We start from the raw sequence: 25,468 nt of genomic DNA, 5'->3' as shown, positions 1-25,468 counted from the left end.
TTTTAACTTATATAATCTGTTCAATTTTCAAAGACCAATTTGTTTGTCGCCCTCAAGCGACTTTCTTATCTTATCACCTTAGCAAAACCTTGTCAACAACTTTTTTGTTTTATTTTTTACAAACATTTTGTTGTTTTTGTTTGCCTCAGCAACGAGATTAATCTTACCACATATTGTCCTTATTCAACTTGTACAATTCATCAAATATCAACATTATTATCCAAATAATCATTTTAATTTATATTTTCTTCTATTTTCGTATATTGATATGCTAGGATAGGTTTTATTACTTTTTTAGAATATTCTTTCTATTTATGTAATTTAAGCTCAAAACATATATAAATTATATTGAAATTTTGTGTTATACTAAATTCGGGTGATATATTATGAAACAAATATTAAAAAATACATGGAACGAATTTTTAGGAAATGAATTTCAAAAAGATTATTACATTAAACTACATGATTTCTTAGTTCAAGAATATACAACAAAAACAATCTATCCAAATATGCATAATATTTTTAATGCTCTTCACTATACTGATTATAATGATGTTAAAGTTGTAATATTAGGTCAAGATCCTTATCATGGACCTAACCAAGCTCATGGATTAAGTTTTTCAGTACAGCCAGGTGTCCCTTTACCTCCATCATTAAAAAATATTTTTAAAGAATTACATAGTGATTTAGAATGCTATATTCCTAATAATGGATACTTGAAAAAATGGGCTGATCAAGGTGTTTTACTTTTAAATACAGTTCTTACTGTTCAGGCTGGTAATGCAAATTCACATAAAGGCAAAGGATGGGAGATATTCACTGACAAAGTTATATCTGTTTTAAATGAAAGAGATAATCCTATAATTTTTATATTGTGGGGAAATAATGCTATAAGCAAAAAAAGTTTAATTACTAATAAAAAGCATCATATACTACAATCTGTGCATCCAAGTCCACTTTCTGCTAGCAGAGGATTTTTTGGAAGTAAGCCATTTTCTCAAACTAACAACATATTAAAATCATTAAACATAGAGCCCATAGATTGGCAAATTGAAAATATATAAAAAAGAATGAGGTGTTGCAAAATGGTTTTTTTAATCATTTTAAGCAACCCCCATTCTTTTTTTAATATAATATAGATTTTATTAAATATATTTTATACAAAGATACGTAACACCATACCTAAAACTACCCAAATAACTGTTAATATCCAGAACAGTGGAAATGCAAATCTAACAAAATCTGCAAGTTCAGTATGATCTGCCAAATCACATGCTAGATAAATTTGTGGTTGTGCAACTGGTGAGACCATAGCTCCTATATTCATCATTAATGCAAGTACAACAAATTCAGTTGGAACTCCAAATTTATTACATATTCCTGCAATAATTGGAATCAATGCATAGTACCATGTATCATTTGTGAATACAAACATAAGTGGTGCACCTATTAGAGCTATAATTATATATACCCATGCTCCAAGTCCAGTAGGAATAATATTAACTAACACATTAACCATCTGATCCATCATTCCGCTTTCTTGTAAAACACCAACTACAACTCCTGATAATAATACAGCTGGAGCAGTTGGATATAATTCTGCTGCATATTTACTTAATAATTTATTTTGTAGTTTTAAATCACGATAATTCATTGCAAGTGCAAGTACTAATCCTAAAGCAAACATAAAGTAATTTGGAACTTTCACTACTATTAATCCAACAACAACTAATATTGTTAATATAAGATTTGGTAAAAACATCTTAGGACGTGATAATTCAGTTTCTTTAAAAGCTTCTTCTAAATCACTATTATCCAATTCTCCCTCTGCAAGTCCTGCTCCTTTTTTCATTTGAATTTTTGCTAAAATAATTGCAAGCATTATAAGGACTACAAGATAAGCAATTTGTATTGGAATTAATTTTGAAAAAATAAAGTTTGGTGCATTGTCTATAGATTTTAATAAACTTGCTCCTCTTAATGTTCTTGCATTCCATGGTAGTATATAATCAAAACACATCCCTGCTGAACATAAGAATAGCAATACCTTTGGATCCATTTTTAACTTCTTATATAATGGAAGTAATAGTGGTATAGTAATTACATATGCTGAAATAACTGAACCATCTATCTCTATTATTGTTGGAATTATAACTGATATTATAGCAAGAGTTATAGGCTGTAATTTTGTATGCTTCAAAAGCCATTTAACTATTGTATTAAAAAGTCCTGTATCATCCATCAACTTAAAATATGGTAATGAAAATAGCATAATCATTGTTAATGAAAGTGTCATATCTAATCCTTTCGTAACATATTTTGCTATATCATTTAAAGATGAACCTATTAATATTGCTCCAATAATAGGTACAACACCAAATGCTAACAATGTACTAACTTTCTTTTTTAATAATAGGTACGTAATTATTATCATCATTGTAAAACCAATAAAAGCTGTATATGTCATTTTTTATCCCCCAATATTTGCACTAATTTCAACATCTTTTTTCGAAAACGTTTTCACAAAATGTGTTTTTTAGTACATTTTATTTATTTTAATTTACTTTTCTATTAACATTTTCAATTTATTATTTTTTCTTAAATCAATACACAGATATGATTATAGGAAAACTATACTGTGTATTGATTTTAATTATCTTATTAATGCTGGTTTCTTAGGATTAAACTTCCAACTAGGAATTAAATATTGCATTGCTTTTGCATCATCTCTATCATGACTATCAAGTTTGTTATAAAGAGTATTCGCTGCCATAACTTTTTCCATATCCAATTTAATACCAAGTCCTGGTCCCTTAGGCACTTCAAGATATCCATTTCTAATTTGTGGTGTATTTTCACATAAGTTTTGTCCATCCTGCCAAATCCAATGTGTATCAAGTGCTGTTGGATTACCTGGTGCTGCTGCTGCAACATGAGCAAATACAGTTAATGTAATGTCAAAATGGTTATTTGAATGAGATCCCCAAGTAAGACCCCAATCATTTAAAATTTGTGCCATCCTGATACTTCCATTCATTCCCCAGAAATGAGGGTCTGCAAGTACAATATCAACAGACTTAAGTGAAGCTGCATGATAGAATTGTCTCCAATCAGTCGCAATCATATTAGTTGCTACAGGAATATTGGTTGCATTTTTAAATTCACACATTATTTCTCTACTACTATATCCACCTTCAGGTCCACAAGGATCTTCAACATAAGTAAGAATTCCTTTCATATCTTTACATAACTCAACTGCTTCTTTAAGACTCCATGCACCATTAGGATCTATATTAATTCTTCCATTAGGAAACTGCTTTTTAAGTGCTCTGATTGCATCCATTTCCTTTTTGCCTTCTAAAACTCCACCTTTTAGCTTAAAATTTTTAAATCCATACTTTTCTTGTAAAGCTATGGCCTGTTCTACAATTTTATCAGTAGTAAGCATTTCATTACGACGTATTTTAAACCAAGAATCAGTACTATTGCTTTCATCTAAATATTGCAGATTTTTCGCTTTATTTTTATCTGATACATAGAAAAGATATCCTAATGTTTCAATTTTATCTCTTTGTTTTCCTTCACCTAATAATTCACACATAGGTAGTTCAAGATACTGACCTAGCAAATCTAGTAATGCACATTCAATTGCCCATTCAGATTTAACAACAAACTTAAGCTTACTAATATCTAAAGTCTGGATTCCTTCACCATCATCGCCTTCTACTTTAGTAGCACCACTGGCCACTTTGTGAATATTGTTTAAAATAGAACGATATGCTCCTACTTCTTTACCTACAACTAATGGTATACAACTTTCTAAAGCCGCACATGTATAATCTCCACCGTGTATTTCTCCAACTCCAGTATGTCCTGAATTATCAATCAAAATCACAAGGTTTCTTGTAAAAACTGGTTCATGTGCTCCACTTAATGTCATTGACATACTATCATATCCAGCTACAGGTATTACCCTCATATCTGTAACTATAGGACTTCCTGTTTTTTTCATAATATTTTTTCTCCTTTATTTTTTAATAATCTTCAACTATAAAATCATTGAGTAGTGTTCTATCCAATTCTTAATTTTAGTATACCGTTATACGTTTACAAACTCCAATTCATAAATATAATCACATCAATCACATTATCTAATACTTCATAAATAATATAAATCTCTAAAAACCAATAAAATTTCTACTTCAATATATATAATCTATAACCTTTAAATGATAAGATAGTTGTCGTAAAAGGTAATTAATGTTATTCTCATAAGAGATAGAATAATGGTAATTAATTGACAAAAGAGTCATCAATATAAAATTTTTGTGTAAAATTTATATGACAACTCTTTTATCAAATACTGATACAACATTCAGTATAAAACTACAATTTTATAAATAAGAAATGGAGATATTTATGGATATTAAACATTTAGAATATATCATAGAAATTGCGCAACAAAAAAATATGACTAAATCGGCACAGAATCTTTTTGTTTCACAATCCTCTTTGAGTCAATATCTTTCTAAGTTAGAAGCTGAACTTAATACTCCACTATTTAATAGGACTAAAAACGAAATGACACTTACTCCTGCTGGTGTCTTGTATGTAGAATCCGCAAAAACAGTAATTCAAATAAAAAAGAAACTATACCAAAATATAAAAAACCTATCTGGTACTGGACGTATAAGTGTAGGAATCACCTCTCAATGGGGACTTAATATGATTACTAACATTATTTCAGAATATAAGAAATCCTTTCCAAACATTATCTTAGAAATTATTGAAGATTCTGTTCCTTCAATAAAAAGAGATATAAATTTGGGTAAAATAGACTTTGCTATTATGTCTGTTAATACATTAGATGAGCTCTCAGTTAACTATGTAGTGCTACGTGAAGAGGAAGTTGTTTTTGCATTACCAAATACTCATAATTATTGTCTAATTCATAAAAATGAATCAAATCAAATTATCACATCAGAATTAGAGGAAATTTTTAAAACTGATAGTTTTATTTTGTCAAAAAAAGATTCCACAATACGTAGTATTGCAGATAACATTTTTAAAATTAGTAATTTTTCTCCTGATACTGTCTGCGAATTAAATAGTATGGCTGCTATAATAGACATGGTAGCAAAAGGTGTTGGAATTGCTTTTGTTCCAGCCTCCTGTGCTAAACCTAATAAAAATATCAGTTATTTTTTCTTTTCTCCCAAACTATATCGCTACAATGTTTTAGCATATAGAACAAATCTAGTAATAAATGAGGCTGAAAATATATTTATTAACTATGCTAAAAATTATCATTTTCCAGAAAAATAATAATAAATATATAAAAAGAGGACGTCACAAAATCACTTTGCAACGTCCTCTTTTTCCTGGTGGCTCGACCAGGAATCGAACCAGGGACACGAGGATTTTCAGTCCTCTGCTCTACCGACTGAGCTATCGAGCCACATCTACCTGGCAACGTCTTACTCTCCCACACAGTCTCCCATGCAGTACCATTAGCGCTATAGAGCTTAACTTTCCTGTTCGGAATGGAAAGGAGTGTTTCCTCTATGCCATTATCACCAGATACAAATAGTATTATATCTATAAACTTAAATTATGTCAAACATTATTTCTATAATTTTTTATTAATTTTACATATAACACAAACAATCAAACTTTATCTACATATTAAAATAATGGAACTAGAAAAATTTCTCTAGTTCCATATCTATTTTTCTTATTCTAAACAAAGTTCTTTAAATATTTACTTATTAATTCTGCATTCATAGGTTCACATTTAATATCTGTACCTTCTAAAGCTTTATCTGTGTTTGTAGTTTCTAAAACTGGTGCCATTTCACCATATCTACTTTCAAAGTTTTCACTTGGATTCTTTTTCACTATCTTGAAAAGAGATTCTAATAACTTTAATGGATGTTCACTACCTGATTTGAATAAATTTTCTTTCCAAGTAGCATAATCAATACCTTTAGTTTCATAACCACATTCGTTAACTATTCTTCCTAATTCATTAATAGGAATATGAACACTATTCAATAAATTATAAGCTTTTCCATATGATTTTCCTTGTCTTGAAATATATATTATAGCTTCAGCTATATAATCAACTTGAGTCATGTGTATTTTCATATCTATATCTGGATAAGTTTTGGTTTGCATCATAGCTTTAATTGTTCTACTAATTGAATCACTATATTTCCATATTCCTGTTTTATTATCCCCAGTTATTTCTCCTGGACGATATATAGCTGCTCTTAAGCCTCTCTCTCTTGCAACATGTACTATATTTTCTGATACCCATTTACTTTCACTATATGATAGGAAATATCCTGTGCAACTTGAAAGTGGATCATCTTCTGATACTCTCTTCTTAAAATGACTTGTATTATCAAAAACACTATATGATGATATATAGTTATAGTACTTTTGCTTTCCTTGACATGCAAAATCAATAGTTCTTACAGTTCCTAATACATTAGTATCTTTTAATCTTTCATATGGATATATAAAATTAAGTATTGCTCCATTATGATATACAGTATCTATAATTTTAGTAAGATGATTGTACTTTTCTTCTTTTATTCCTAATAATGGCTTATCAAGAGAACCTACTACTGGAACAATATATTCCTTATACTCATCTTTCCACAACTTGTAATATTCTAAATTTTCTTTTAATCTTCTAAATCCATCTTCTTCATTCTTTGCTCTTACATGACAATAAAGTTTTGCTTTAGTCTCTGATATTAGTGTATTAATCAAGTATGCTCCAACAAATCCAGTAGTTCCAGTTATTAGTACATTCTTCATTAGAGGATTTTCAGTTTCATACTTTTTAGGTCGAATGCTTTCATCTAGCCTAACTTCATCATATAAATAACTCTTGTCTTTTTCTAATAAACTTACATCTTCTCCACTTAAAGTTTTATCAATATATTCTCCTACCTTTTCTATTGTTGGATTGTCAAATATAAATGATATTGGAATACCTACAGAAAACATATTTTCTATACTAGTAGTAAGTCCTAATACTTGTAATGAATCCATTCCTAAATTTAATAAGTTATCTTTAATTCTTGCTTTATAGGAAAATTCTTTATTAATAATATCCCCTAATGCTTTTTCTGTTTCTGTATTATATTTTATAGGTTCATTATTTTCTTTTAAATTATCCTTTTCTCCCAAATCTATTAACTTTAATTTTTCTTCTTTATAAAAACTAGCAGCTTTCATTATTGATACTTTTCCATTATCTGACCTTGGAAGCACTCCTTCTTTTACAAACGCAGTGTGATAAGGTGATACTTCAAAATATTTTGATATGCAAGAATTTATTTTATTTACTAATTCACTTAAATTAGCTTCCTTTGCCACCTTTTCTGATATTTCTGAGATAATAATTAATCTTTCTTTTTCTTCTTTAACTACTGAAAATGGAACAATAGTAGCATCTTTCAATTCTGCTATTGATTCCTTTAACTTTACTGAAATATCATTTGGTAATATATTTACACCATTGATGATTATAAGTTCTTTTATACGCCCTGTAATATACACTTTTCTATTTTTTATAATCCCTAAATCTCCTGTACGAAGGAACTTACCTTTATGGCCTTTAAGTTCTCCATTAAAAGTTTCTCTTGTAGCATTTTCATTTTCATAATACCCTTGAGCTACAAAAGGAGCTTGAACCCATAATTCTCCAAATTCATCATCTGCACATTCTTCAAGTGTAGTTGGATTTACTATTTTTATAATTGCATCTTTAATAGCTTCTCCATTACCTACAAATTCAATTTCATTTGCAGTATTTTCACTTGCTAATGCTAATTTTCCTGCTTGATATTTATCAAAATCAATCTTAATTCTTTCCTCTTCTGAGTAATAAGTATTAGCAGTAACTCCACAAGTAGCCTCTGCTAGTCCATATCCCACTAAGAATTTATCTATTGTAATTCCAAAATCCTTATATTCATCAGCAAATTGTTTCATAGTTGAATAAGTTACTAATTCAGATCCATTTAATAATGTTTTTAACATTGATAAATCTAGGCCTTTTATTTTGCTTGCAGGAACTAACTTTGGATATGATTCATAAACTGAATTTGGTGCAAGTGTACTATCTGCTTTAAAATCACTTATTCCTTCAAACCATCTAGATGGTTTTTCAAGAAAGGCTTGTGGTGACATAATTCCTATAGAAATATCCTTATCTAATGCAGATGTAAATATTAAAAATACAAGTCCTAGATTATGGAAGAACGGAACCCATCCAAATATCCTATTAGTTTGTATAGGTTCAATACTTAAATTAACCGCACTTACAAGATTACCATAGGATACCATAACTCCTTTTGGTGCACTTGTAGACCCTGAAGAATATTGGATATATACAGTATCATCTAATGATATCTCTTCTGGAATAAAGTTCTTTTGTTCACTACAATTCTCTACATTAATTACTTGTATATCTTGTAATAATGAACTATACTTTTTATCTTCTCTTACTTTTTCTAAAACTTCAGTAATTTCTCCTTGAATCAAATCTCCACATAATATAAATTTAGGATTACAAGATTCCACAACTGATAGAAATCTCATCATTTTATTGGAATCTGTTGGTGGTGGTATTATTGTGAATATTGTTCCTGCTAATATTGAGCCAAAAGCTGATAATACATTATCTGCTGTTTGTGTTGAGAAAATAACTACTTTATCTCCTTTTTTAGCCTGTCTATTTTTTAATGTGGCTGCAATAGCTGATGACTTATCAACTAAATCACCTCTTGTTAATTTTATTAATTGTTTTTCTTCCCCAGAATATTCATAAAAACTAAAACAAACTTCATCTTCATTGTTGATTGCATTTTCTTTTAGTAAGTTCCAAAAATTTTGTTGATGTCCTTTAATGTAGTATTTCATTGATTTTCACCTCTTAATATTTTAATGTCTCGACTTCATTGTAATTTTATTCCTATTTTTGTAGTTATACAATATTAGTCCTACAACTTTAACGGAAATTATAACGTTTGTCTACAAAAAATTAATAAATTTAACCAAATCAGGCTAGATTTATTTTATTTATAATTTGTGTCATAATAAACTTAATCAAATATTGGGAGATGATTTTATGAGTATTGAAATAGAAAAGTTAACTCAGATTTTAAAAACAAGTAACAATATAGTTTTTTTTGGAGGGGCAGGTATGAGTACTGAATCAGGTATTCCTGATTTTAGAAGTGCTAATGGATTATTTAATAAAAAACTCAATATGACTTTTACTCCTGAACAATTAGTATCACATACATTTTTTATTAAATATCCAGAAGAATTTTTTAATTTCTATAGAGATAAACTTATATATGAGGAAGCCAAACCAAATTCTGGGCATTTAGCTCTTGCTAAACTTGAAGAAATAGGCAAACTCAAAGCAGTAGTTACTCAAAATATTGATGGACTTCATCAAGCCGCTGGATCCAAGGTTGTTTATGAGCTTCATGGATCTGTTTTAAGAAATTATTGTATGAAATGTGGTACATTCTACAATGAAAAGTTCATATTAGCATCAAAAGATATACCAACTTGTTCTAAATGTGGTGGAAAGGTAAAACCTGATGTGGTTCTTTATGAGGAAGGGTTAGATGAATCTATCATTCAGAATTCAATAAGGGCAATTGCACAGGCTGATACTTTAATTATTGGAGGAACTTCTCTTGTTGTTTATCCAGCAGCTGGACTTATTGATTACTTTAAAGGAAAAAATCTTATTTTAATTAATAAGAGTACAACTTCTGCTGATAGTAAAGCTAACCTTGTTATTCACGATTCTATTGGCAAAGTTTTAGGGGAAGCTATTAAAAATATTTAATCAATTAAAGCTTATAGATATTTATAAATTCAAATATCTATAAGCTCCTTATTTAATATTAGCTTTCACAAATTCTTGAATTCCCTTGCTTTATGCAATCACTAATCAACTTAAGCATAAAATATCCTACAACAACAAACTGATATACAGCTATTATAGGCATAACCTCTTCTGGAACACCATCAAGGTATGATGCATATGTTGCTATAGCATTTATATTTATTATTAACAGAATAAGCCAATCTTTTTTTATTATAATAAAGTATATTATTGATAGTACTTCTGCTACATAACCATATCTATCATGCATTTCAGGCAAGAAAAATGTTACTAAAAAAATTATTGTTATACTTAATTCTATAATATCTTTATCTCCAAGTTTCTCTTTCTTATACAATACAAATAGCATAAGAAGAGATAATAAGCACATAGTAAAAATAATTCCTGGTTTAATTAAACTAACATTGTCAGTTGAGAAAAAATAATATATATTAGGATATCCCAATGTAGTTTTATAGGCATATTTGCCAGTTTGACAAATATAGGCATCCAAGATTGATGATATAGGCTTTCCTATAATTACTGCAGGTATATATAATATAATATTAATTAACGGAATCCATAAAAATTTTAAAATAGAAAATTCTCTATTTTTTAAATAAATGATTCCATAAGCAGGAAATAAAAATATTGCTTGCAACTTAAAGGTAATGGCTACTCCATATAATATAAAAGATATATTATACTTTTTCTTAACTATGAAATATAATGAGAAAAATAGAAATGCTGTATATATAGAATCACACTGTACCCATCTAGAACTATTTAAAATTACAGTAGGCATTAATAAAATACCTGAAAATACTGCTATTTGATATATATTTTTATTATGACTATCTTTCTTAAAATATGATATTAAAAAATACCCAGCTAATGCCATAATAAAATCGAATGTAAATGACAAAAACTTGATTAGATATAAATCTTTTATTGGAATGTAGGTAAATAAAGCTAAAAAATATAAATAAATAGCATTATAATCTGTTTCTACTGATGTTATTGCTTTAAAGCCTCCATTGTCCCTTAAATATTTAGACCAATCTGATAAAAAGCCATCATAGTCTCCACCTGCATTATTCAAATAGTTCATTCTAATAATCAAAGCTATAATAGAAATGAATATTATTGCTACTAGTTTATTATCATTTATAATATTAATAATCTTTTTAAACCTACTCCTCTTACTTATATCTTTATGCGTTTCTATATTTACTATATTATTATTGAACCACATTTTCTCTTCCTTTCTTTTTATTTAATTATTATCCATGTATTATAAACTTTATATTTTAGATATCCCATATTCTTTAATTATCCCTTAAATTTGCCTAAGCTAGCATTTTTACTAACATTTTATTAAAAATATTCCCATGTAACCATAAATACGGTAAAGAATATTCCCATATTTATGGTTAAGAATATAAAGTATTAACTTACTTAATTGAATATGTACTATCTAAATCTCACCTTCTATAACTTTTCAGATAGTTCTTCTAAAAGTTTTGAAGTTACACTTAATTCAGTAATAGATGCTGTTATTTCCTCTAATGCTGCTGATTGATTTTGAGAAACTTCATTAGCTGAAGTTAATCTATCGGTTATATTTTTAATAGATGTAGATATATTTTTTATAACAGAATCAATTTTTTTAATAGATTCAGATGAGGAATTAGATAATTTTCTTATTTCTTGTGCAACTACACTAAAACCTCTACCATTTTCACCTGCCCTTGCAGCTTCAATTGCCGCATTTAACCCTAATAAGTTTGTTTGCGAAGAAACTCCCTCTATAAAACTAACTACTTGGTCAGTATCTTTAGTCTTATTGTTTGCATCTTTGCTTTCCAGTAGAACTTCCTCATTCATTGTAGCTAATTGTTGTACTCCTAAAGCAACTTCATTAATTCCAACTGAAATTTGAGATAAAGATTCTGCTAAGTTTTTTGCAATATTGTTTACTTCATTTTTTCTAGCTAAGCTTTTTCCTACTACAAAAATTCCAACAACATCATTTCCTTCTTTTATTGGAATAGCATATGATTTAAATGGAACTCCGTAAACATGTTCTGGAACAATCTTTGAAATAGTTTGTCCGCTTATTAATGCATCACTTATAGCTCCACCTTTAGGAATTAAAGCTCCTTTATCAACACCTAAAGACAACTCATCACAATATTTTGCATATAAATATTTTTCCTTATCTGTTATTGCCATAGATATTTCATTATCAAAAATCACTTCAAGATATGGAATAACATTATATAATTCATTAATTTTAGTATTCTCAGAAATTCTATCAATCATTTTTCTCTTTTACTCCCCTTTTATTTTAATTATTCTAAATCAAGCTTACACTCTATTAAAGAGTTGAGGCTATATAAAGATTTTAATATAAAAGATTCCTTATGTCCAATAAATGTACATTTTTCTACATTTATACTTTAAAAAATCATCAAATAAAGCTACCCCAAAATTATTTGTATTTGAGGTAGCTTTATTTACCTAATGAATATCATAGCTATTATATAAACTATAATTATAGCTATAAATGGAATATTTATAATTTTTTCTTTTTCAACACTTGCAACATCTCGTGACATATCTACTTTCCACTCAGAAATTCTTTCATCATTTAATCTTTCCAATACCTTTATTAATTTATAAACTAATCCAGCAAAACAAATACCTAAGAAAACAGCCACTTGTATTACTGCAAATTTATAATCTAAGGATATACTAGTTGGGTCAATTGATTTAGCATCATTTATATTAGAACTATTATAAGTAAAATTAACTTTTTGCATAGTTGTAGATAAAGTATTTACTATAAAATGAATTAACATAGAAGAAAATATGCTATTCGTAACTCTTACCACATATGCCATTAAAAAACCTAATGCTGTGGCATATAAAAATTGATGTAAATCTAAATGAAATATACCAAATAATATTCCTGTCATTATAGCTGCTTTAAACTTAGTTTGTCCATCATAACCTGATAAAACAATTCCTCTTAAATTAATCTCTTCAGTAATAGCTGGCATAACTCCAAATAGTAATACCATAATTATATATGGGGTTGAAGATATAGATGTCACATACTCTGCTAAATTATTTTTTGTAAACATTGATCCTATAGCTGAAACACACATCATTAATGGCCATGAAACTATGGCTATTAAAATTACTATTCCTATATCCTTTAAATGCAATTTATTAAGTCTAAGTGTTTCTTTGAAATTACTTTTTGTGACTATTAAATAAATTATTGCAGGTATAAAAAATATAATTATATGGTTTCCAAGAAGCATAACTTTTGTATCTCTAACCCCTAAAAAGAAATATATATATCTTAATCCATATGGAATAATAATTGATCCTATTAGAATTAGTAAGAAATAGATATTACTCTTATATAACTTTTTCATTAATTCTCCTCCTTATTTCATTTATCATGTATAATTATTTCATTGTAAGGAAATAATTATTAATGAAGCGAGATGCTTTTATAATCGCCTCTCCCCCATTTTATTTATATACGTTTCAATCCCTCTTATCAATTTAAGGGGGATTGATTCTTTTATTAAACTATATTATCTTGTAATATAGCCCTTCTTACCTTATCCAATGCTGTAATGGTTGCTCTTCTTCTAACTTCTGCCCTATTTCCATTAAAAACATGTCTATAAGCTTTAATTTTTCCCTTATAATATAATCCGATATATACTAACCCAACTGGTTTTTCTTCAGTTCCACCACCTGGTCCAGCTATCCCTGTTGTAACTATTCCTATATCCGATCCTGTTCTCTTAGAAATTCCTATAGCCATTTCTTTTGCAGTTTCTTCACTTACTGCTCCATATTTTGTTAAAGTATCTTCTTTAACATCTAATGTTCTAACTTTTGCTTCATTGGAGTATGTAACTGCTCCTTCTAAAAATACTTCTGATATACCTGGAAAATTTATAAGCCTACTAGCTATCATTCCTCCAGTACAAGACTCTGCTGTAGAAATGGTCAATTTCTTACTTATAAGTAAATTTGCCACTACCTCTTCTATTGTAGTATCTTCACCTTCACCATAATAATCTAACTCCAATTTTGATATAACAGCTTCTTTTGTAGGTTTTATTAATCTTAAAGCTTCTTCTTCATCTTTACCACTTGCTGTAATCCTGAAAATAACATCATCCTCTTTTGCATAAGGTGCTACAGTAGGATTAATACCTGCTTCTATTATATCCTTTAACTTCTCTGCTGCAAAGCTTTCTCCTAAACCTAATACTCTAACTACTTCAGATTTTATTACCCCATTTCCCATTGGTTTCAAAAAATCTTTAACATAATCAATATACATAGGTTTCATTTCTCTTGGAGGGCCAGGTAAAATTATTATTATTTTATTATTTTTCTCTAATATAGCTCCAGGTGCAGTCCCATTAGGATTTGGTAACACTTTTGCTTCTTTAGGAAAATAAACTTGTTTCAAATTGCTTTTAGTAACTTCTCTTCCTACTCTTTTAAACATAGATTCTAGAACTTCATATGATTCTTTATGCAACTCTAAATTCATTTTAAAATACTTACATGCTGTTTCTTTTGTTAAATCATCACCAGTAGGCCCAAGACCACCTGTAGTAATAACAATATCACTTCTACTTAAAGCTTCTCCCAATGCTTCAAGCAATCTCTCTTCATTATCTCCCACAACTTCCTGTCTATAAACGCCTATTCCTATAGATGCTAACTCTTTAGATAAAAATTGGGCATTAGTATTAATAATATCACCTAATAATATTTCTGTACCCACTGCAATTATTTCTGCTTTCATATCAATCACTCCACCTAACACTTTTTATATATAAATATTATAACATATCTAGAATTAATTTAAGGGAGCATAGCTCCCTTAAAAATTCAGCATATGGGCTATTCCTAATTTCTTAGGAATAGCATATATATAATAAATTCTTTTTCTCACTACAATAAAAAGTGTAGTAAAATATCAATTTGGAATTTAGATTTTTTTGTTTTAATATGTATGAGAAAAAGAATTTAGTGCTTACAATCATAAGATATGTAATATATATATGATTTATTCCTTACATATACAAAAAGATGTATTAAAAAACCACTTAAATTTTAATACACCTTATATACTATTTATTTATTGTTTTTACTTTCTAGAATAGCCAATGCCACAGCACCTACTACACCTGCGTTACTTCCAAGTCCAGCAGGAACTACTTCACATGCTTCTGCCATGTTTTTAAAACATCTTCTATTAACAACCTGTCTTACCTTATTAAATAATATGTCTCCTACTTGTGTAACACCACCACCAATAACAACCATTTCAGGATCAAATATAGCTACTGCATTTGCAACACCAATTCCAAGATAATTTAAAGCATCTTCTACAATATCCTTAGATACAGTATCACCTTTTTCAGCTTCTTTAAATACTTCATATGATGTTACATTTTCATATTGTTTTAATGATGTTTCAACATTTGTAGCTACAGCTTCTTTTCCTCTTCTTCCTATTGCTGTTCCTGATGATACAGCCTCTAAGCACCCTATGTTTCCACAGTTACATCTTGGCCCATTAGGTGCTACAGTAGTATGTCCAATTTCTAGAGCGTTACATGTATTTCCTCTATATATGTCACCATTTAATACAGCTCCACCACCAACTCCAGTACTTACTGTAAAATATACTATATTTTTTTTACCTTTCCCAGCACCGAACATAAATTCACCAATTGCTGCAACATTTGCATCATTGTCTAAATAAACTGGTATATCAAATCTTTCTTTTAATGGTTTTACTAAATTGTAATTCTTAAATGGAAGATTAGGAGTAGTAATAATAACACCTGTAACAGCATTTAATGGTCCTGGTGACCCTATCCCAATTGATTCAACCTCTTCTATTTTTACATTAGATTTCTCCAATACCTCTTCTATTGTTCTTATTATCCTATTTAAAACAGGAATTTCCCCTTCTTCAGCTTTAGTAGGAACTATAACATTTTGTAATACTTCTCCATCAAAAGTAGCCAATGCAGTACTTATTTTCGTCCCACCTAAGTCTATTCCAATAACGTATGCTTTCATATAAACCTCCTAGATAATTCATGATAAAATGTTTACATCTTACCTTTAATCTTATCAAAAACAGGCTAGTTTTACAAATCTTATTTAGTCTTATATGCCGTTATATAATAAATACCAAAATTGTCATACCCCTTTTTAATTATATTGAAGTTATTATCTTTCAACATAGAATCTATAATACTTATTTCATGTTCATTGCTACTATTTAAGGTAATAGTAAAACTATCATTTTTGTCTACTACTCCAAGATAATCATGAATATTACTATATTCACTTAAACCTATTTCACCTCTAATATCCATCTTATAATCTGACATTCTAGTCCTCCTATTAACTACTTTACTGTTATAACATAACTAAATATATATCTATGCTTATATTCAATAGATTTATGAATAGTATTCATATTTATTTTATCCATGCTTTTTACTTCTATTCATATTTATTCAAAGGAGAAGGACATATATACCCTGTCCTCCTCTTTTTCTATTACTCATGTTTTGATTCTTTTATATCTTTTCTCATTTCAATTATTTTTAAAGCTTCAACTTGTGGAACTTCTTCATATTTTTTAATTTCCATATAAAAATTTCCTCTTGCTTGTGTTATAGACCTTAAATCTGTTGCATATTTAAACATTTCAGCCATTGGAACTTCTGCTATTAGTTTTTGTAAATTCTCCTCTGGCTCCATACCTAGAACCTTTCCTCTTTTTTTATTCAAGTCACCAATTACATCTCCCATATATTCATCAGGAATTAATATTTCCACATGCATAATTGGTTCTAATAAAATTGGCTCTGCACTTTCTAATCCTTTTTTATATGCTATAGATGCAGCTATTTTAAATGCCATTTCTGAAGAATCAACTGGATGATATGAACCGTCATGCAATGTTGCCCTAAGCCCAATAACAGGATATCCTGCTAATACTCCATGCCTAATACAATCTCTTAATCCCTTTTCTACAGCAGGAATAAAATTTCTAGGAACTGCTCCTCCTACAACTTTATCTACAAATTCAAGGTCTTTTTCTCCATCACTTCTAGCTTCAAAGAGAATCTTTACATCTCCATATTGTCCATGTCCTCCTGATTGTTTTTTATGCTTTCCTTGAACATCTGAACTTCCCTTTATTGCTTCTCTATATGGAACCTTTGGCTCCCTTAATATAGCCTCTACTCCAAATTTATTTTTAAGTTTACTTGCTATTACATCTAAATGAGTTTCTCCAAGTCCAGAAATTATAGTTTCAGCATTTTCTATATCTCTAGAAATTGTAAATATAGGATCTTCATCTAATAATTTATTTAAGGCTATTGATATCTTATCCTCATCACCTTTGGTCTTTGGCAATACTGCCTTTGACATTACAGGTTTTGGGAAATTCATATTATCATATACAATTTTAAAATTTGGATCACATAAAGTGTCTCCTGTTGATGTATATTGTAATTTAGCTATTGCTCCTATATCTCCTGCAACCACCTTATCCGCCATTATCTGGCTTTTTCCTCTCATAAAGAATACATGTGATAACTTTTCTACTTTATCTTTTGTTGTATTTATAACATTTATATCTCCTGAGATACTTCCTGTCATAACTCTAAATAAGGATACTTTCCCAACAAAGGGATCTGCTATGGTTTTAAATACTAAAGCTGAAAATGGCTTATCTTCCTCTAATTCTATATATATATCCTTATTTTTAGTTAACTCTATTGCCTTTTGTTTAATAGCATATCTTGGAGATGGAAAACATTCTACTATATCTTCAAGCAAAGTGTTCATTCCTATTACCTTAGTTGAAGAACCACACATAACAGGTGCTATATCTCCTGATGCACATCCATTTATTAATCCTTCATATATTTCCATATCAGATAATTCACCTTCACTAAAGTATTTATCTAATAATGCTTCATCAGTTTCAGCAACAGCCTCTGTAATCATCCTTTTACATTCTTCTACCTTTTCAATAAGACTTTCTGGCACTGCTCCTTCCTCCATTTTTTTTGTTTTAGGATTAAAAATACGTGCCCTTTTAGTAATAACATTTATAACTCCAACAAATTCATTTTCCTTTCCTATTGGATATTGAATAGGTACAACACTTATTCCAAAGGTATTCTTAAGCTCTGTAAATACTTTATCAAAACTTGAATTTTCTCTATCTAACTTATTTATAAAAAAGGTCCTTGGTAGTTTAATTTTATTGCAATAATCCCAAGCTTTTTCTGTACCAACTTGGACTCCAGTAGCTCCACAAACTACTATTGTAGCAACATCTACAGCTCTCATTGCTTCTATACTCTCTCCAACAAAATCAAAATATCCAGGAATATCTACTAAATTAATTTTTATTTTTTCCCACTCCAAAGGAACTATAGATGCTGATAATGAAATTTTTCTTTTCCTTTCTTCTTGATCAAAATCAGATATTGTAGTTCCGTCTTCAATAGTTCCTAACCTATCTGTTGTCTTAGAATAAAAAAGTAATGCTTCTGTTAATGAAGTTTTTCCTGTAGAACTATGTCCTATTAAGCCTACATTTCTTAAATTATTAATACAATAATCTTTCATATTTGCGCCAAATCATTAAGAATACTTAAAATTTGGCTTCACCTACCTTCCATAACATTTTAATAAGATTACAACATGTTATAAACAAAACCCGTATCATTATAAACTTTATGTTAGCCTTGAATAAAATAGTCCTTATTTAAAACACAAATAATTAACATACCTTTAACATACTTTTACTATATAATTTAGGCAACTTATTTCTCACACAAAAAAAGTTACCTAAATTAGAAACTTAATTCTAATTTAGATAACTTTTTTTATTTCTCAATTTTTTTGAATGCAAATAACTTCATAAATGCAAAAGTAATAGGTACTCCTATTGCTGCTGCTAATACATAAGCTACTAATTTATTTATTCCCATAACATTAAATACTAGTATAACAACAATGTTTTGAATTATAAAATTAGGTATATATGAAATTGCAAACCTTATAAATTTCTTAAACTCAAGTTTCTCTTTAAAAGTAATTAAACTATTAAGTAAATATGAAATTATAAGGCCTGATATGTATCCAAATATAAAAGCTAGATTTTCATTAAAAAAACTTGAATAAATCCAAGAAAATATTACTCCATTAAAAGTATTTATTACTCCTATAAAAACAAAACTAATAAATTCTTTAGAGAAGAACATATTCTTTGCTTTAAACAAAAAATTTTCCATACTCTTTCACCTATTCTTTAACATTACTATTTTTTATTAATATTTCATCTATAATAAATCTTGGTCTTTGTTTTGTTTCATTATATATCTTTCCAACATATTCTCCAATTACTCCAAGGCATAGAAGTTGTATTCCACCAATCATCCATATCGATACTACTATTGATGCCCAACCTAAACTCGCTTTGCCAAGAAGCTTTACAACTACAGAATAGATTAGAGCAATAAAACTCATGATAAATATAAAAAATCCTAATCCCGTTATTATTCTTATTGGTTTTATACTAAGTGATGTTATTCCATCTAAAGCGAAAGCTATCATCTTCTTCAATGGATATTTTGATTCTCCAGCAAATCTCTCATGACGTTCATATTCTACAACTGAATATTTATATCCAACTAGTGGCACCAATCCCCTCAAGAATAAATTAACTTCTTTAAATTGGCTTAATCCTTCTAATGCTCTTTTGCTCATTAAACGATAATCTGCATGATTATACATAACATCTGCTCCAAGAATGCTCATAAATTTATAAAACCCTAATGCTGTAGTCCTTTTAAAAAATGTATCTGTTGCTCTAGATGAACGTACACCATAAACTATATCACTACCTTTATAATATTCTTCAACAAATTTATCAATTACATTTATGTCATCTTGCAAATCTGCATCTAATGATATTGTCATATCTGAATGTTCTTTAGCAGTCATAAGTCCTGCTAACAATGCATTTTGATGTCCTCTATTTCTTGAAAGATTCACTCCACTAAATATTTCATTTTCATTATGTAACTCATTTATTATATCCCAGGTTTTATCTTTTGACCCATCATTTACGAACATTATTTTACTACTTCCACTTATACTGCCATTTTCCATCATTAGTTCTATTTTTTCTAATAATCGTTTTGCTGTTTCATGTAATACTTCTTCTTCATTATAACATGGTATTACTAAATACAATGTTTGTTTCATTTTTCTTCCTCCAGGTTAGATTGATAATTTGTGTTTACTTTCTTGAAAAATAATTACTCTTTATTATTTTTTCACCAATATCATAAGCCATAAGTAAATGCTGTTTTTCTTCCTCATTCTTTACATTACCCACAATCTTATTATTTTTTATTATTGTAGCATCTTTATTAGTATTTATCAAAACTCTTCCCATAGAACTATTTTTATACTTATTTTCATCTACTCCAAGTAAATAACAAATAGTAGGTAGTAAATCTACTTGTCCACCATGAGCTTCCACTAATTTAGGAGTAAGACCTTCTGAATATATTATAAGTGGAATTTTATTATCTACTTCCTTCCACCAATCTCCATCATAACTTAACTTCTGTATATCTTCATTATAGTATTTATGAACTCCTGTATGATCCCCATATATAACTATTACACTATTTTTTAATAAACCTTCTGCCTCCAATTTATTAAAGAACATTTCAATCTGTTTATCTGTATAATGCACACTTTCAAAATATCCACCTAAGTAACTTTTATCTATTTCTTCTGGTAATCCAAGTTCCCTATATTCATCACTTATATTAAATGGTCCATGACTTGATAATGTAGGAACTTGCAAGAAAAATGGAGCTTTTTCATTTGTCAGCTTTTCTGAAATTTGACCCAAAAGGCTTTTATCTGATAGTCCATACCCAACAGTTTCCTCATACTTATAATCATTTATATTCCATATTTTTTGTACTCCAAAACTATTTTTATGTAATTCTCCCCAATTAAATTCTCCTAATTCTTCCGCATGACTACTTATAGTATTATACCCCTGATTATTCAATATTCTTGGTAAAGAATTCAAATAGACATTTTCACTATAATTTAACCCTGTTATTTTTCCCCCTAAAGGAAATACAGACGAATTCACCATAAAATCACAATCAATACTATTTCCTGCATTATTTTGTTCATAGAAATTATTAAAGTATAATCCTTTATTACTAATTTTATTTAAAAACGGAGTAATTTCTTTTCCATTAACAGTTTTATTGATTACAAAATTCTCTAGTGATTCAATTTGAAGAAAAATAACATTTTTTCCTTTAGCTATTCCTTCATATTCATTAGGTGATAAATTTTCTTGATTTTCATTAATCCAATCTTCTATCTTTGAATTATCCTTTGTACTTTCTCCATTTACTTTTTTTATTATTGTCTTTCCAGCTTCAACAATATGATATCCTATTGGTCCACCAGCTTTAGTTGTCATAGGTACATTCCAACCAGCTTTTACAAGTTTAGCATCCCAATCACTTATTCCCAATACATCTAATGCTATATATGAAAGTAAAATAATAATTATTGAATATCTTATTGTAAAGCTAAATTTCCCAAGACTTCTATCTTCCACACATCTTATTTTCTTTACTATAATCCATATTAAAATTACTAAAATATCTATAACAAAGATTACATCTATAAGTTTAAAATTATATAATGATTTTCCTAAAGGATTAAAGGTACCACTATAAAACAAATTTCTTAAGCCTAAAAGATAATTATTGGCTCTAAAATACCATAAGTCAGCTATTACTAACGCACTATATAGTAAATTAAATATAATTTGAAAAATAATCTGCTTATTCTTTGAAAACAAATATCCTATTGAGTAAAACAACAAAATAAAAGCTACATAAATAAAAGTAAATTTAAAATTTAAATTTATTGGTTTTATTATATCTGCTGATCCTACTTGAATTAATGCTAAAAATAATATAGTCTTTATTGTTAAACTTACTACTGTAATTAAACGTAACTTACTAATGTTTGTTTCTAATAACTTTCTCTTTAATATAATTAATTCTTTAAATATTTTTATTATAAAATCTCTACAACTTTTTACCATCATTAATATTACTTCCTTACTTTTTAATCCTAAGCATATCTATAAACTTAAAACATATCCAACTAACAGATGTAACTAGCATCATATCAAAAACAAAATTAAAGAGAAATAATTGCTTAGCAGTATCAGCTTTTCCATTTGCCATAAAAGGCATTGGAAATTGAATAGCCCCTATTAACATAACACACCATAATAAAATTATCTTATTCTTCACTTCTTCATTTCTTTTATTTTTCATTAAAATTATTGTTGAAACAATAATTATAGATATATATACTCCAACTATAAACCATAAATTATTAGGTAAATATTTTTCTCTAAAATTTGACCAAGTTGTAAATCTATTAAGTTCTGTTATTGATTTTTCACTATCTTCTCTTGAACACTTTCCTAAAGATGTACCTGTTCTATAAGCTTCACTAGCTGTATATTCCATACCTTCAATAAGTCTCTTTGGGTGTGTTAAGTAAAACACTGCTAATTTACCATTACTGATTTTACTATAAAATTCATTTTCAGTTATCTCTGTTCTAGGAGCATACTTTTCATATTTACTAATATCTTCATATGAATGTTTCCCTGCTTCAACAGCCATATCTGGGTTTAATCCCATATCAATTAAATCTTGCTCTGGAGTTTCAGATCCATTTAACACTCCATAAAATACTGAATTATATTGGGTATCTTTGCTTATATTCCCATTTACTTTATTTAATTGAATTGGATAAATAATAATTACTATAAATAATATACATAATTTATTTAACGTTTTCTTTTTTATAATTTTTCTGTTATCCCACAAAATTTTTCCTAGTAAAATAGTTACAAAAGGTAATGCTGATAAAACCTGCATCTTTGATCCTAAGAACAAAAATGCCGCTATAAATACATATACTATATTTAATACAAGTTTATCTTTTCCTTTTTTTACATACTTATAATTTATATAATTAAGAAAAGAAATTATAAATAAAATACAAGTACTAATCATCATAGGTTCACCATATAAACTATTAAACCAAATCAAGTAATTTCCATCTAAAAAAACTAATAAAATAATAGCACTTAAAAAAATTAGTTTAAACTTACTTTTTATATTCAAGTTTTTTAATAATAAAGCTAATCCTACAACATATATAAAACCATATGCTATAGCAAGATATTGAGTTTTAAAAACTTCACTACCACAAATCTTACATATCATTGAAACTATTAAAATTATATATCCAATACTACTTCCAATTAATGTTTTTAGAAATGTTAGTGTATCCCATGATATTTTATAATCTGTAACTATATAATTGTAAAATCTTTTAAAATCAGGGTTAGCTTTATCAGAATCAAGTACAGAAAGTCCTGACGATGTCATAACTCTATCAAAGTCACCTTGATCTGCAACTCCTTGTTGTGGATATCTAAATAACACAAAAATAATTATTAATATTGCTATTATTGCAAATATAAAATAAAATAATCCTTTGAATCTATCTTTATTTACTTCCTTAAATTTCATCAAGAAATTCCTCCACTATCTATTTTTACAAATACCAATAATCATTATATCATTAATCGTCCTACTTTTTTTACTTATTTTATAAAAAATTTCTTAATATTCATTGTACTTATCTTACTATTATAAATAAATCATATAATTAATCATTAAAATCTACATTCTATTTTTTCGTTTTAAATAAACTAAAAGATCACATTTTCAAATTACTGAAAATGTGATCTTTTAGTTATTATTTCTATTTCTTATACTTTCTTTTATACTAACTATTAAACAAGAAAATATTCCTCCAGCTGTATCAATTAAAACATCTCTAAATGCTGGTCCCCTTCCTGCTATAAAACTTTGATGAAACTCATCTGAACATGCATATAAAAATACAAACATAATAGCATATAATTTTGATGCTTTTTTCCCCATATACAATATTAAGACTCTATATGTTAATATAAATAATATCAAATATTCAGTAAAATGAGCACATTTTCTTACAATTAATGTTCCCATACTACCAAAGTAACCGTTTAAGTCTACTCCTATGACTGAAAATAGTTTAACTACTATTGCACTTTGTTCACTAGATATATCTCCTGGTTGTTGAGACATTATAAATATTAATCCTATCCAGAAAATAAATAAACTCCATCTAAGTACCTTTCTTTGTTTAATCTTCATTTTCTTCTCCTACCTGCTTTAATACTATTTATCATAAAGTCTTTCAAATTATATTGGTATTATCTTTGCTGTATAATATATTTGTTTATATATGCTAGTGATTCCTCTAAGACATCTTGTCCTCTTTCCATATCTTCTATCTTAATCTCAAGATTACATACTCTTTGTTCCACTTGATACATCAATTCTTTAATATCATGTAATAATTTTGCTTCATAAGATACTTGTACTCCATCAGAATCTACATATATTTTTTCAGGTGGTGCTCCACATTCAGTACACTTTGCATAAATTCCCTCTTTCTCAATATCTTTAAAAAGTTTAAATGTATCATTATTGCAGGATGAACAACTTGAAAGCATAATAAAATCATAATAACTTATATCAAATATATATTTACTACCACAATCCTTACATATAGCCTGCAAATTGTTATCTATACTCTGAATGTAAAATTTATTTCCGCAACAACCTTCTTTTTGGCATACCACTGTTCGTATCATTTACCAGCACTCCTTCATATTAATTAAATAAATCTGTTTTAATATTCTATGATTTTATATGCTTGTATATGTACTTTTATTCACCTTCAAATCTAATTACTCTTTACCGTTTTCAATTTTAATTCAATTTCTTTTATTTTTTCGTCTATCATGTCTGTATCTTTTCTCGCTAACAAAATTTGTCTTTTTTCTAATTTTAATTCTTTTAACTTGTTCTCTAACTCCTCTATCTTACGCACCAAAACACTCTCCATTCTTTAAGACAATTTATTTTTCTCTACAAATGTCTATATGAATTAAATGTTATTATTCTTATAATTCTAACTTTTATCTTCATTATATAAAATTTATACACCAATGTACATAATTATTAATAGTTAAATTACTACATTTCCCACCATAATATATACAAAATATTCTTTTAATCGATAATCTATCCTATTATTCCTTTCTCTCTTTAAAAAATTAACTCTTTAAATAAATAAAAAGCTATGAATTAAAATTCATAGCTTTTCTTACTGGTGGAGATAAAGAGATTCGAACTCTTGACCCCCTGCGTGCAAGGCAGGTGCTCTCCCAACTGAGCTATACCCCCA

The 25,468-nt window shown here is 28.1% G+C and carries 20 protein-coding genes, 2 tRNA genes and 1 rRNA gene; 3 read left to right on the top strand and 20 right to left on the bottom strand.

Going from position 1 to position 25,468, the window contains the following annotated elements:
* Positions 1 to 386: 386 nt before the first annotated feature.
* Entirely contained in the window at positions 387 to 1,064 is a 678-nt protein-coding gene (locus NNC19_RS21190) for a uracil-DNA glycosylase (protein WP_310940687.1), read from the top strand.
* 92 nt (positions 1,065 to 1,156) lie between these two features.
* Here NNC19_RS21190 and NNC19_RS21185 read toward each other — a convergent pair whose 3' ends face one another.
* Together NNC19_RS21185 and NNC19_RS21180 are read right to left on the bottom strand one after the other, a co-directional pair.
* Positions 1,157 to 2,467: an SLC13 family permease gene (locus tag NNC19_RS21185; protein WP_310940686.1), complete on the bottom strand. Its 1,311-nt coding sequence runs from the start codon at positions 2,465 to 2,467 to the stop codon at positions 1,157 to 1,159.
* A gap of 186 nt (positions 2,468 to 2,653) precedes the next feature.
* Positions 2,654 to 4,012, bottom strand: a complete 1,359-nt coding sequence (locus NNC19_RS21180) for an enolase C-terminal domain-like protein (protein ID WP_396136469.1) — start codon at positions 4,010 to 4,012, stop codon at positions 2,654 to 2,656.
* Positions 4,013 to 4,419: 407 nt separating this feature from the next.
* Between NNC19_RS21180 and NNC19_RS21175 the strand changes: the two genes are divergently transcribed.
* The gene (locus NNC19_RS21175; protein WP_310940685.1) at positions 4,420 to 5,325 is read left to right on the top strand and encodes a LysR family transcriptional regulator; all 906 of its coding nucleotides are present in this window, start codon (positions 4,420 to 4,422) and stop codon (positions 5,323 to 5,325) included.
* A 57-nt stretch (positions 5,326 to 5,382) separates the two neighbouring features.
* Here NNC19_RS21175 and NNC19_RS21170 read toward each other — a convergent pair.
* The 3 genes from NNC19_RS21170 to NNC19_RS21160 form a co-directional block, all read right to left on the bottom strand.
* Positions 5,383 to 5,458, bottom strand: a tRNA-Phe gene (locus NNC19_RS21170).
* 6 nt (positions 5,459 to 5,464) lie between these two features.
* A 5S ribosomal RNA gene (rrf, locus tag NNC19_RS21165) occupies positions 5,465 to 5,581 on the bottom strand.
* Positions 5,582 to 5,739: 158 nt separating this feature from the next.
* A complete protein-coding gene (locus tag NNC19_RS21160; RefSeq protein WP_310940684.1) occupies positions 5,740 to 8,940 on the bottom strand; it encodes a thioester reductase domain-containing protein in 3,201 nt (1,066 codons plus the stop codon).
* 208 nt (positions 8,941 to 9,148) lie between these two features.
* Between NNC19_RS21160 and NNC19_RS21155 the strand changes: the two genes are divergently transcribed.
* Positions 9,149 to 9,886 carry an NAD-dependent protein deacylase gene (locus tag NNC19_RS21155; RefSeq protein ID WP_310940683.1) on the top strand — a complete coding sequence of 246 codons (738 nt, stop codon included), beginning with the start codon at positions 9,149 to 9,151 and terminating at the stop codon, positions 9,884 to 9,886.
* A gap of 58 nt (positions 9,887 to 9,944) precedes the next feature.
* On the opposite strand, the gene NNC19_RS21150 is transcribed toward NNC19_RS21155, so the two are convergent.
* The 15 genes from NNC19_RS21150 to NNC19_RS21080 all read right to left on the bottom strand — a co-directional run bounded on the left by NNC19_RS21150 (position 9,945) and on the right by NNC19_RS21080 (position 25,467).
* Positions 9,945 to 11,180, bottom strand: a complete 1,236-nt coding sequence (locus NNC19_RS21150) for a hypothetical protein (protein WP_310940682.1) — start codon at positions 11,178 to 11,180, stop codon at positions 9,945 to 9,947.
* Between the two features lie 236 nt (positions 11,181 to 11,416).
* Positions 11,417 to 12,250 (bottom strand): methyl-accepting chemotaxis protein, encoded by an 834-nt coding sequence (locus tag NNC19_RS21145; RefSeq protein WP_396136468.1) that lies wholly within the window; start codon positions 12,248 to 12,250, stop codon positions 11,417 to 11,419.
* A 194-nt stretch (positions 12,251 to 12,444) separates the two neighbouring features.
* Positions 12,445 to 13,374 carry a CPBP family intramembrane glutamic endopeptidase gene (locus NNC19_RS21140; RefSeq protein WP_310940681.1) on the bottom strand — a complete coding sequence of 310 codons (930 nt, stop codon included), beginning with the start codon at positions 13,372 to 13,374 and terminating at the stop codon, positions 12,445 to 12,447.
* A 155-nt stretch (positions 13,375 to 13,529) separates the two neighbouring features.
* Positions 13,530 to 14,777 carry a competence/damage-inducible protein A gene (locus NNC19_RS21135; protein ID WP_310940680.1) on the bottom strand — a complete coding sequence of 416 codons (1,248 nt, stop codon included), beginning with the start codon at positions 14,775 to 14,777 and terminating at the stop codon, positions 13,530 to 13,532.
* A 332-nt stretch (positions 14,778 to 15,109) separates the two neighbouring features.
* Positions 15,110 to 16,066, bottom strand: coding sequence for an ROK family protein (locus tag NNC19_RS21130; protein ID WP_310940679.1), 957 nt, complete (start codon positions 16,064 to 16,066; stop codon positions 15,110 to 15,112).
* An 80-nt stretch (positions 16,067 to 16,146) separates the two neighbouring features.
* Entirely contained in the window at positions 16,147 to 16,383 is a 237-nt protein-coding gene (locus tag NNC19_RS21125) for a hypothetical protein (RefSeq protein WP_310940678.1), read from the bottom strand.
* A gap of 172 nt (positions 16,384 to 16,555) precedes the next feature.
* Positions 16,556 to 18,649, bottom strand: coding sequence for an elongation factor G (gene fusA, locus NNC19_RS21120; RefSeq protein ID WP_310940677.1), 2,094 nt, complete (start codon positions 18,647 to 18,649; stop codon positions 16,556 to 16,558).
* 260 nt (positions 18,650 to 18,909) lie between these two features.
* Entirely contained in the window at positions 18,910 to 19,317 is a 408-nt protein-coding gene (locus NNC19_RS21115) for a GtrA family protein (protein ID WP_310940676.1), read from the bottom strand.
* A gap of 10 nt (positions 19,318 to 19,327) precedes the next feature.
* Complete coding sequence (locus tag NNC19_RS21110; protein WP_310940675.1) at positions 19,328 to 20,293, bottom strand: glycosyltransferase family 2 protein; 966 nt, start codon at positions 20,291 to 20,293, stop codon at positions 19,328 to 19,330.
* Positions 20,294 to 20,327: 34 nt separating this feature from the next.
* The gene (locus NNC19_RS21105) at positions 20,328 to 22,187 is read right to left on the bottom strand and encodes an LTA synthase family protein (RefSeq protein ID WP_310940674.1); all 1,860 of its coding nucleotides are present in this window, start codon (positions 22,185 to 22,187) and stop codon (positions 20,328 to 20,330) included.
* 13 nt (positions 22,188 to 22,200) lie between these two features.
* Positions 22,201 to 23,697, bottom strand: a complete 1,497-nt coding sequence (locus NNC19_RS21100; protein WP_310940673.1) for a hypothetical protein — start codon at positions 23,695 to 23,697, stop codon at positions 22,201 to 22,203.
* A gap of 222 nt (positions 23,698 to 23,919) precedes the next feature.
* Positions 23,920 to 24,369 carry a VanZ family protein gene (locus NNC19_RS21095; protein WP_310940672.1) on the bottom strand — a complete coding sequence of 150 codons (450 nt, stop codon included), beginning with the start codon at positions 24,367 to 24,369 and terminating at the stop codon, positions 23,920 to 23,922.
* Between the two features lie 59 nt (positions 24,370 to 24,428).
* Positions 24,429 to 24,872: a hypothetical protein gene (locus NNC19_RS21090; RefSeq protein WP_310940671.1), complete on the bottom strand. Its 444-nt coding sequence runs from the start codon at positions 24,870 to 24,872 to the stop codon at positions 24,429 to 24,431.
* A gap of 92 nt (positions 24,873 to 24,964) precedes the next feature.
* Positions 24,965 to 25,111: a hypothetical protein gene (locus NNC19_RS21085; RefSeq protein ID WP_310940670.1), complete on the bottom strand. Its 147-nt coding sequence runs from the start codon at positions 25,109 to 25,111 to the stop codon at positions 24,965 to 24,967.
* 280 nt (positions 25,112 to 25,391) lie between these two features.
* Positions 25,392 to 25,467 (bottom strand) — tRNA-Ala (locus NNC19_RS21080).
* Between the last annotated feature and the right edge of the window lies 1 nt (position 25,468).

It is taken from the genome of Clostridium sp. SHJSY1 (genome assembly GCF_031626875.1).
In the GTDB taxonomy this organism is placed as follows: Bacteria; Bacillota; Clostridia; order Clostridiales; family Clostridiaceae; genus Clostridium.
This window is presented reverse-complemented; position numbering and strand designations above follow the sequence as displayed.

What these genes read in the sequence shown, in the direction of transcription:
- NNC19_RS21125 (WP_310940678.1), bottom strand. Translation starts at nt 16,383, where the DNA reads ATGTCAGATTATAAGATGGATATTAGAGGTGAAATAGGTTTAAGTGAA.
- NNC19_RS21160 (WP_310940684.1), bottom strand. Translation starts at nt 8,940, where the DNA reads ATGAAATACTACATTAAAGGACATCAACAAAATTTTTGGAACTTACTA.
- fusA (WP_310940677.1), bottom strand. Translation starts at nt 18,649, where the DNA reads ATGAAAGATTATTGTATTAATAATTTAAGAAATGTAGGCTTAATAGGA.
- NNC19_RS21100 (WP_310940673.1), bottom strand. Translation starts at nt 23,697, where the DNA reads ATGAAATTTAAGGAAGTAAATAAAGATAGATTCAAAGGATTATTTTAT.
- NNC19_RS21110 (WP_310940675.1), bottom strand. Translation starts at nt 20,293, where the DNA reads ATGAAACAAACATTGTATTTAGTAATACCATGTTATAATGAAGAAGAA.
- NNC19_RS21105 (WP_310940674.1), bottom strand. Translation starts at nt 22,187, where the DNA reads ATGATGGTAAAAAGTTGTAGAGATTTTATAATAAAAATATTTAAAGAA.
- NNC19_RS21135 (WP_310940680.1), bottom strand. Translation starts at nt 14,777, where the DNA reads ATGAAAGCAGAAATAATTGCAGTGGGTACAGAAATATTATTAGGTGAT.
- NNC19_RS21180 (WP_396136469.1), bottom strand. Translation starts at nt 4,012, where the DNA reads ATGAAAAAAACAGGAAGTCCTATAGTTACAGATATGAGGGTAATACCT.
- NNC19_RS21175 (WP_310940685.1), top strand. Translation starts at nt 4,420, where the DNA reads ATGGATATTAAACATTTAGAATATATCATAGAAATTGCGCAACAAAAA.
- NNC19_RS21185 (WP_310940686.1), bottom strand. Translation starts at nt 2,467, where the DNA reads ATGACATATACAGCTTTTATTGGTTTTACAATGATGATAATAATTACG.
- NNC19_RS21130 (WP_310940679.1), bottom strand. Translation starts at nt 16,066, where the DNA reads ATGAAAGCATACGTTATTGGAATAGACTTAGGTGGGACGAAAATAAGT.
- NNC19_RS21150 (WP_310940682.1), bottom strand. Translation starts at nt 11,180, where the DNA reads ATGTGGTTCAATAATAATATAGTAAATATAGAAACGCATAAAGATATA.
- NNC19_RS21155 (WP_310940683.1), top strand. Translation starts at nt 9,149, where the DNA reads ATGAGTATTGAAATAGAAAAGTTAACTCAGATTTTAAAAACAAGTAAC.
- NNC19_RS21095 (WP_310940672.1), bottom strand. Translation starts at nt 24,369, where the DNA reads ATGAAGATTAAACAAAGAAAGGTACTTAGATGGAGTTTATTTATTTTC.
- NNC19_RS21115 (WP_310940676.1), bottom strand. Translation starts at nt 19,317, where the DNA reads ATGGAAAATTTTTTGTTTAAAGCAAAGAATATGTTCTTCTCTAAAGAA.
- NNC19_RS21140 (WP_310940681.1), bottom strand. Translation starts at nt 13,374, where the DNA reads ATGAAAAAGTTATATAAGAGTAATATCTATTTCTTACTAATTCTAATA.
- NNC19_RS21145 (WP_396136468.1), bottom strand. Translation starts at nt 12,250, where the DNA reads ATGATTGATAGAATTTCTGAGAATACTAAAATTAATGAATTATATAAT.
- NNC19_RS21190 (WP_310940687.1), top strand. Translation starts at nt 387, where the DNA reads ATGAAACAAATATTAAAAAATACATGGAACGAATTTTTAGGAAATGAA.
- NNC19_RS21090 (WP_310940671.1), bottom strand. Translation starts at nt 24,872, where the DNA reads ATGATACGAACAGTGGTATGCCAAAAAGAAGGTTGTTGCGGAAATAAA.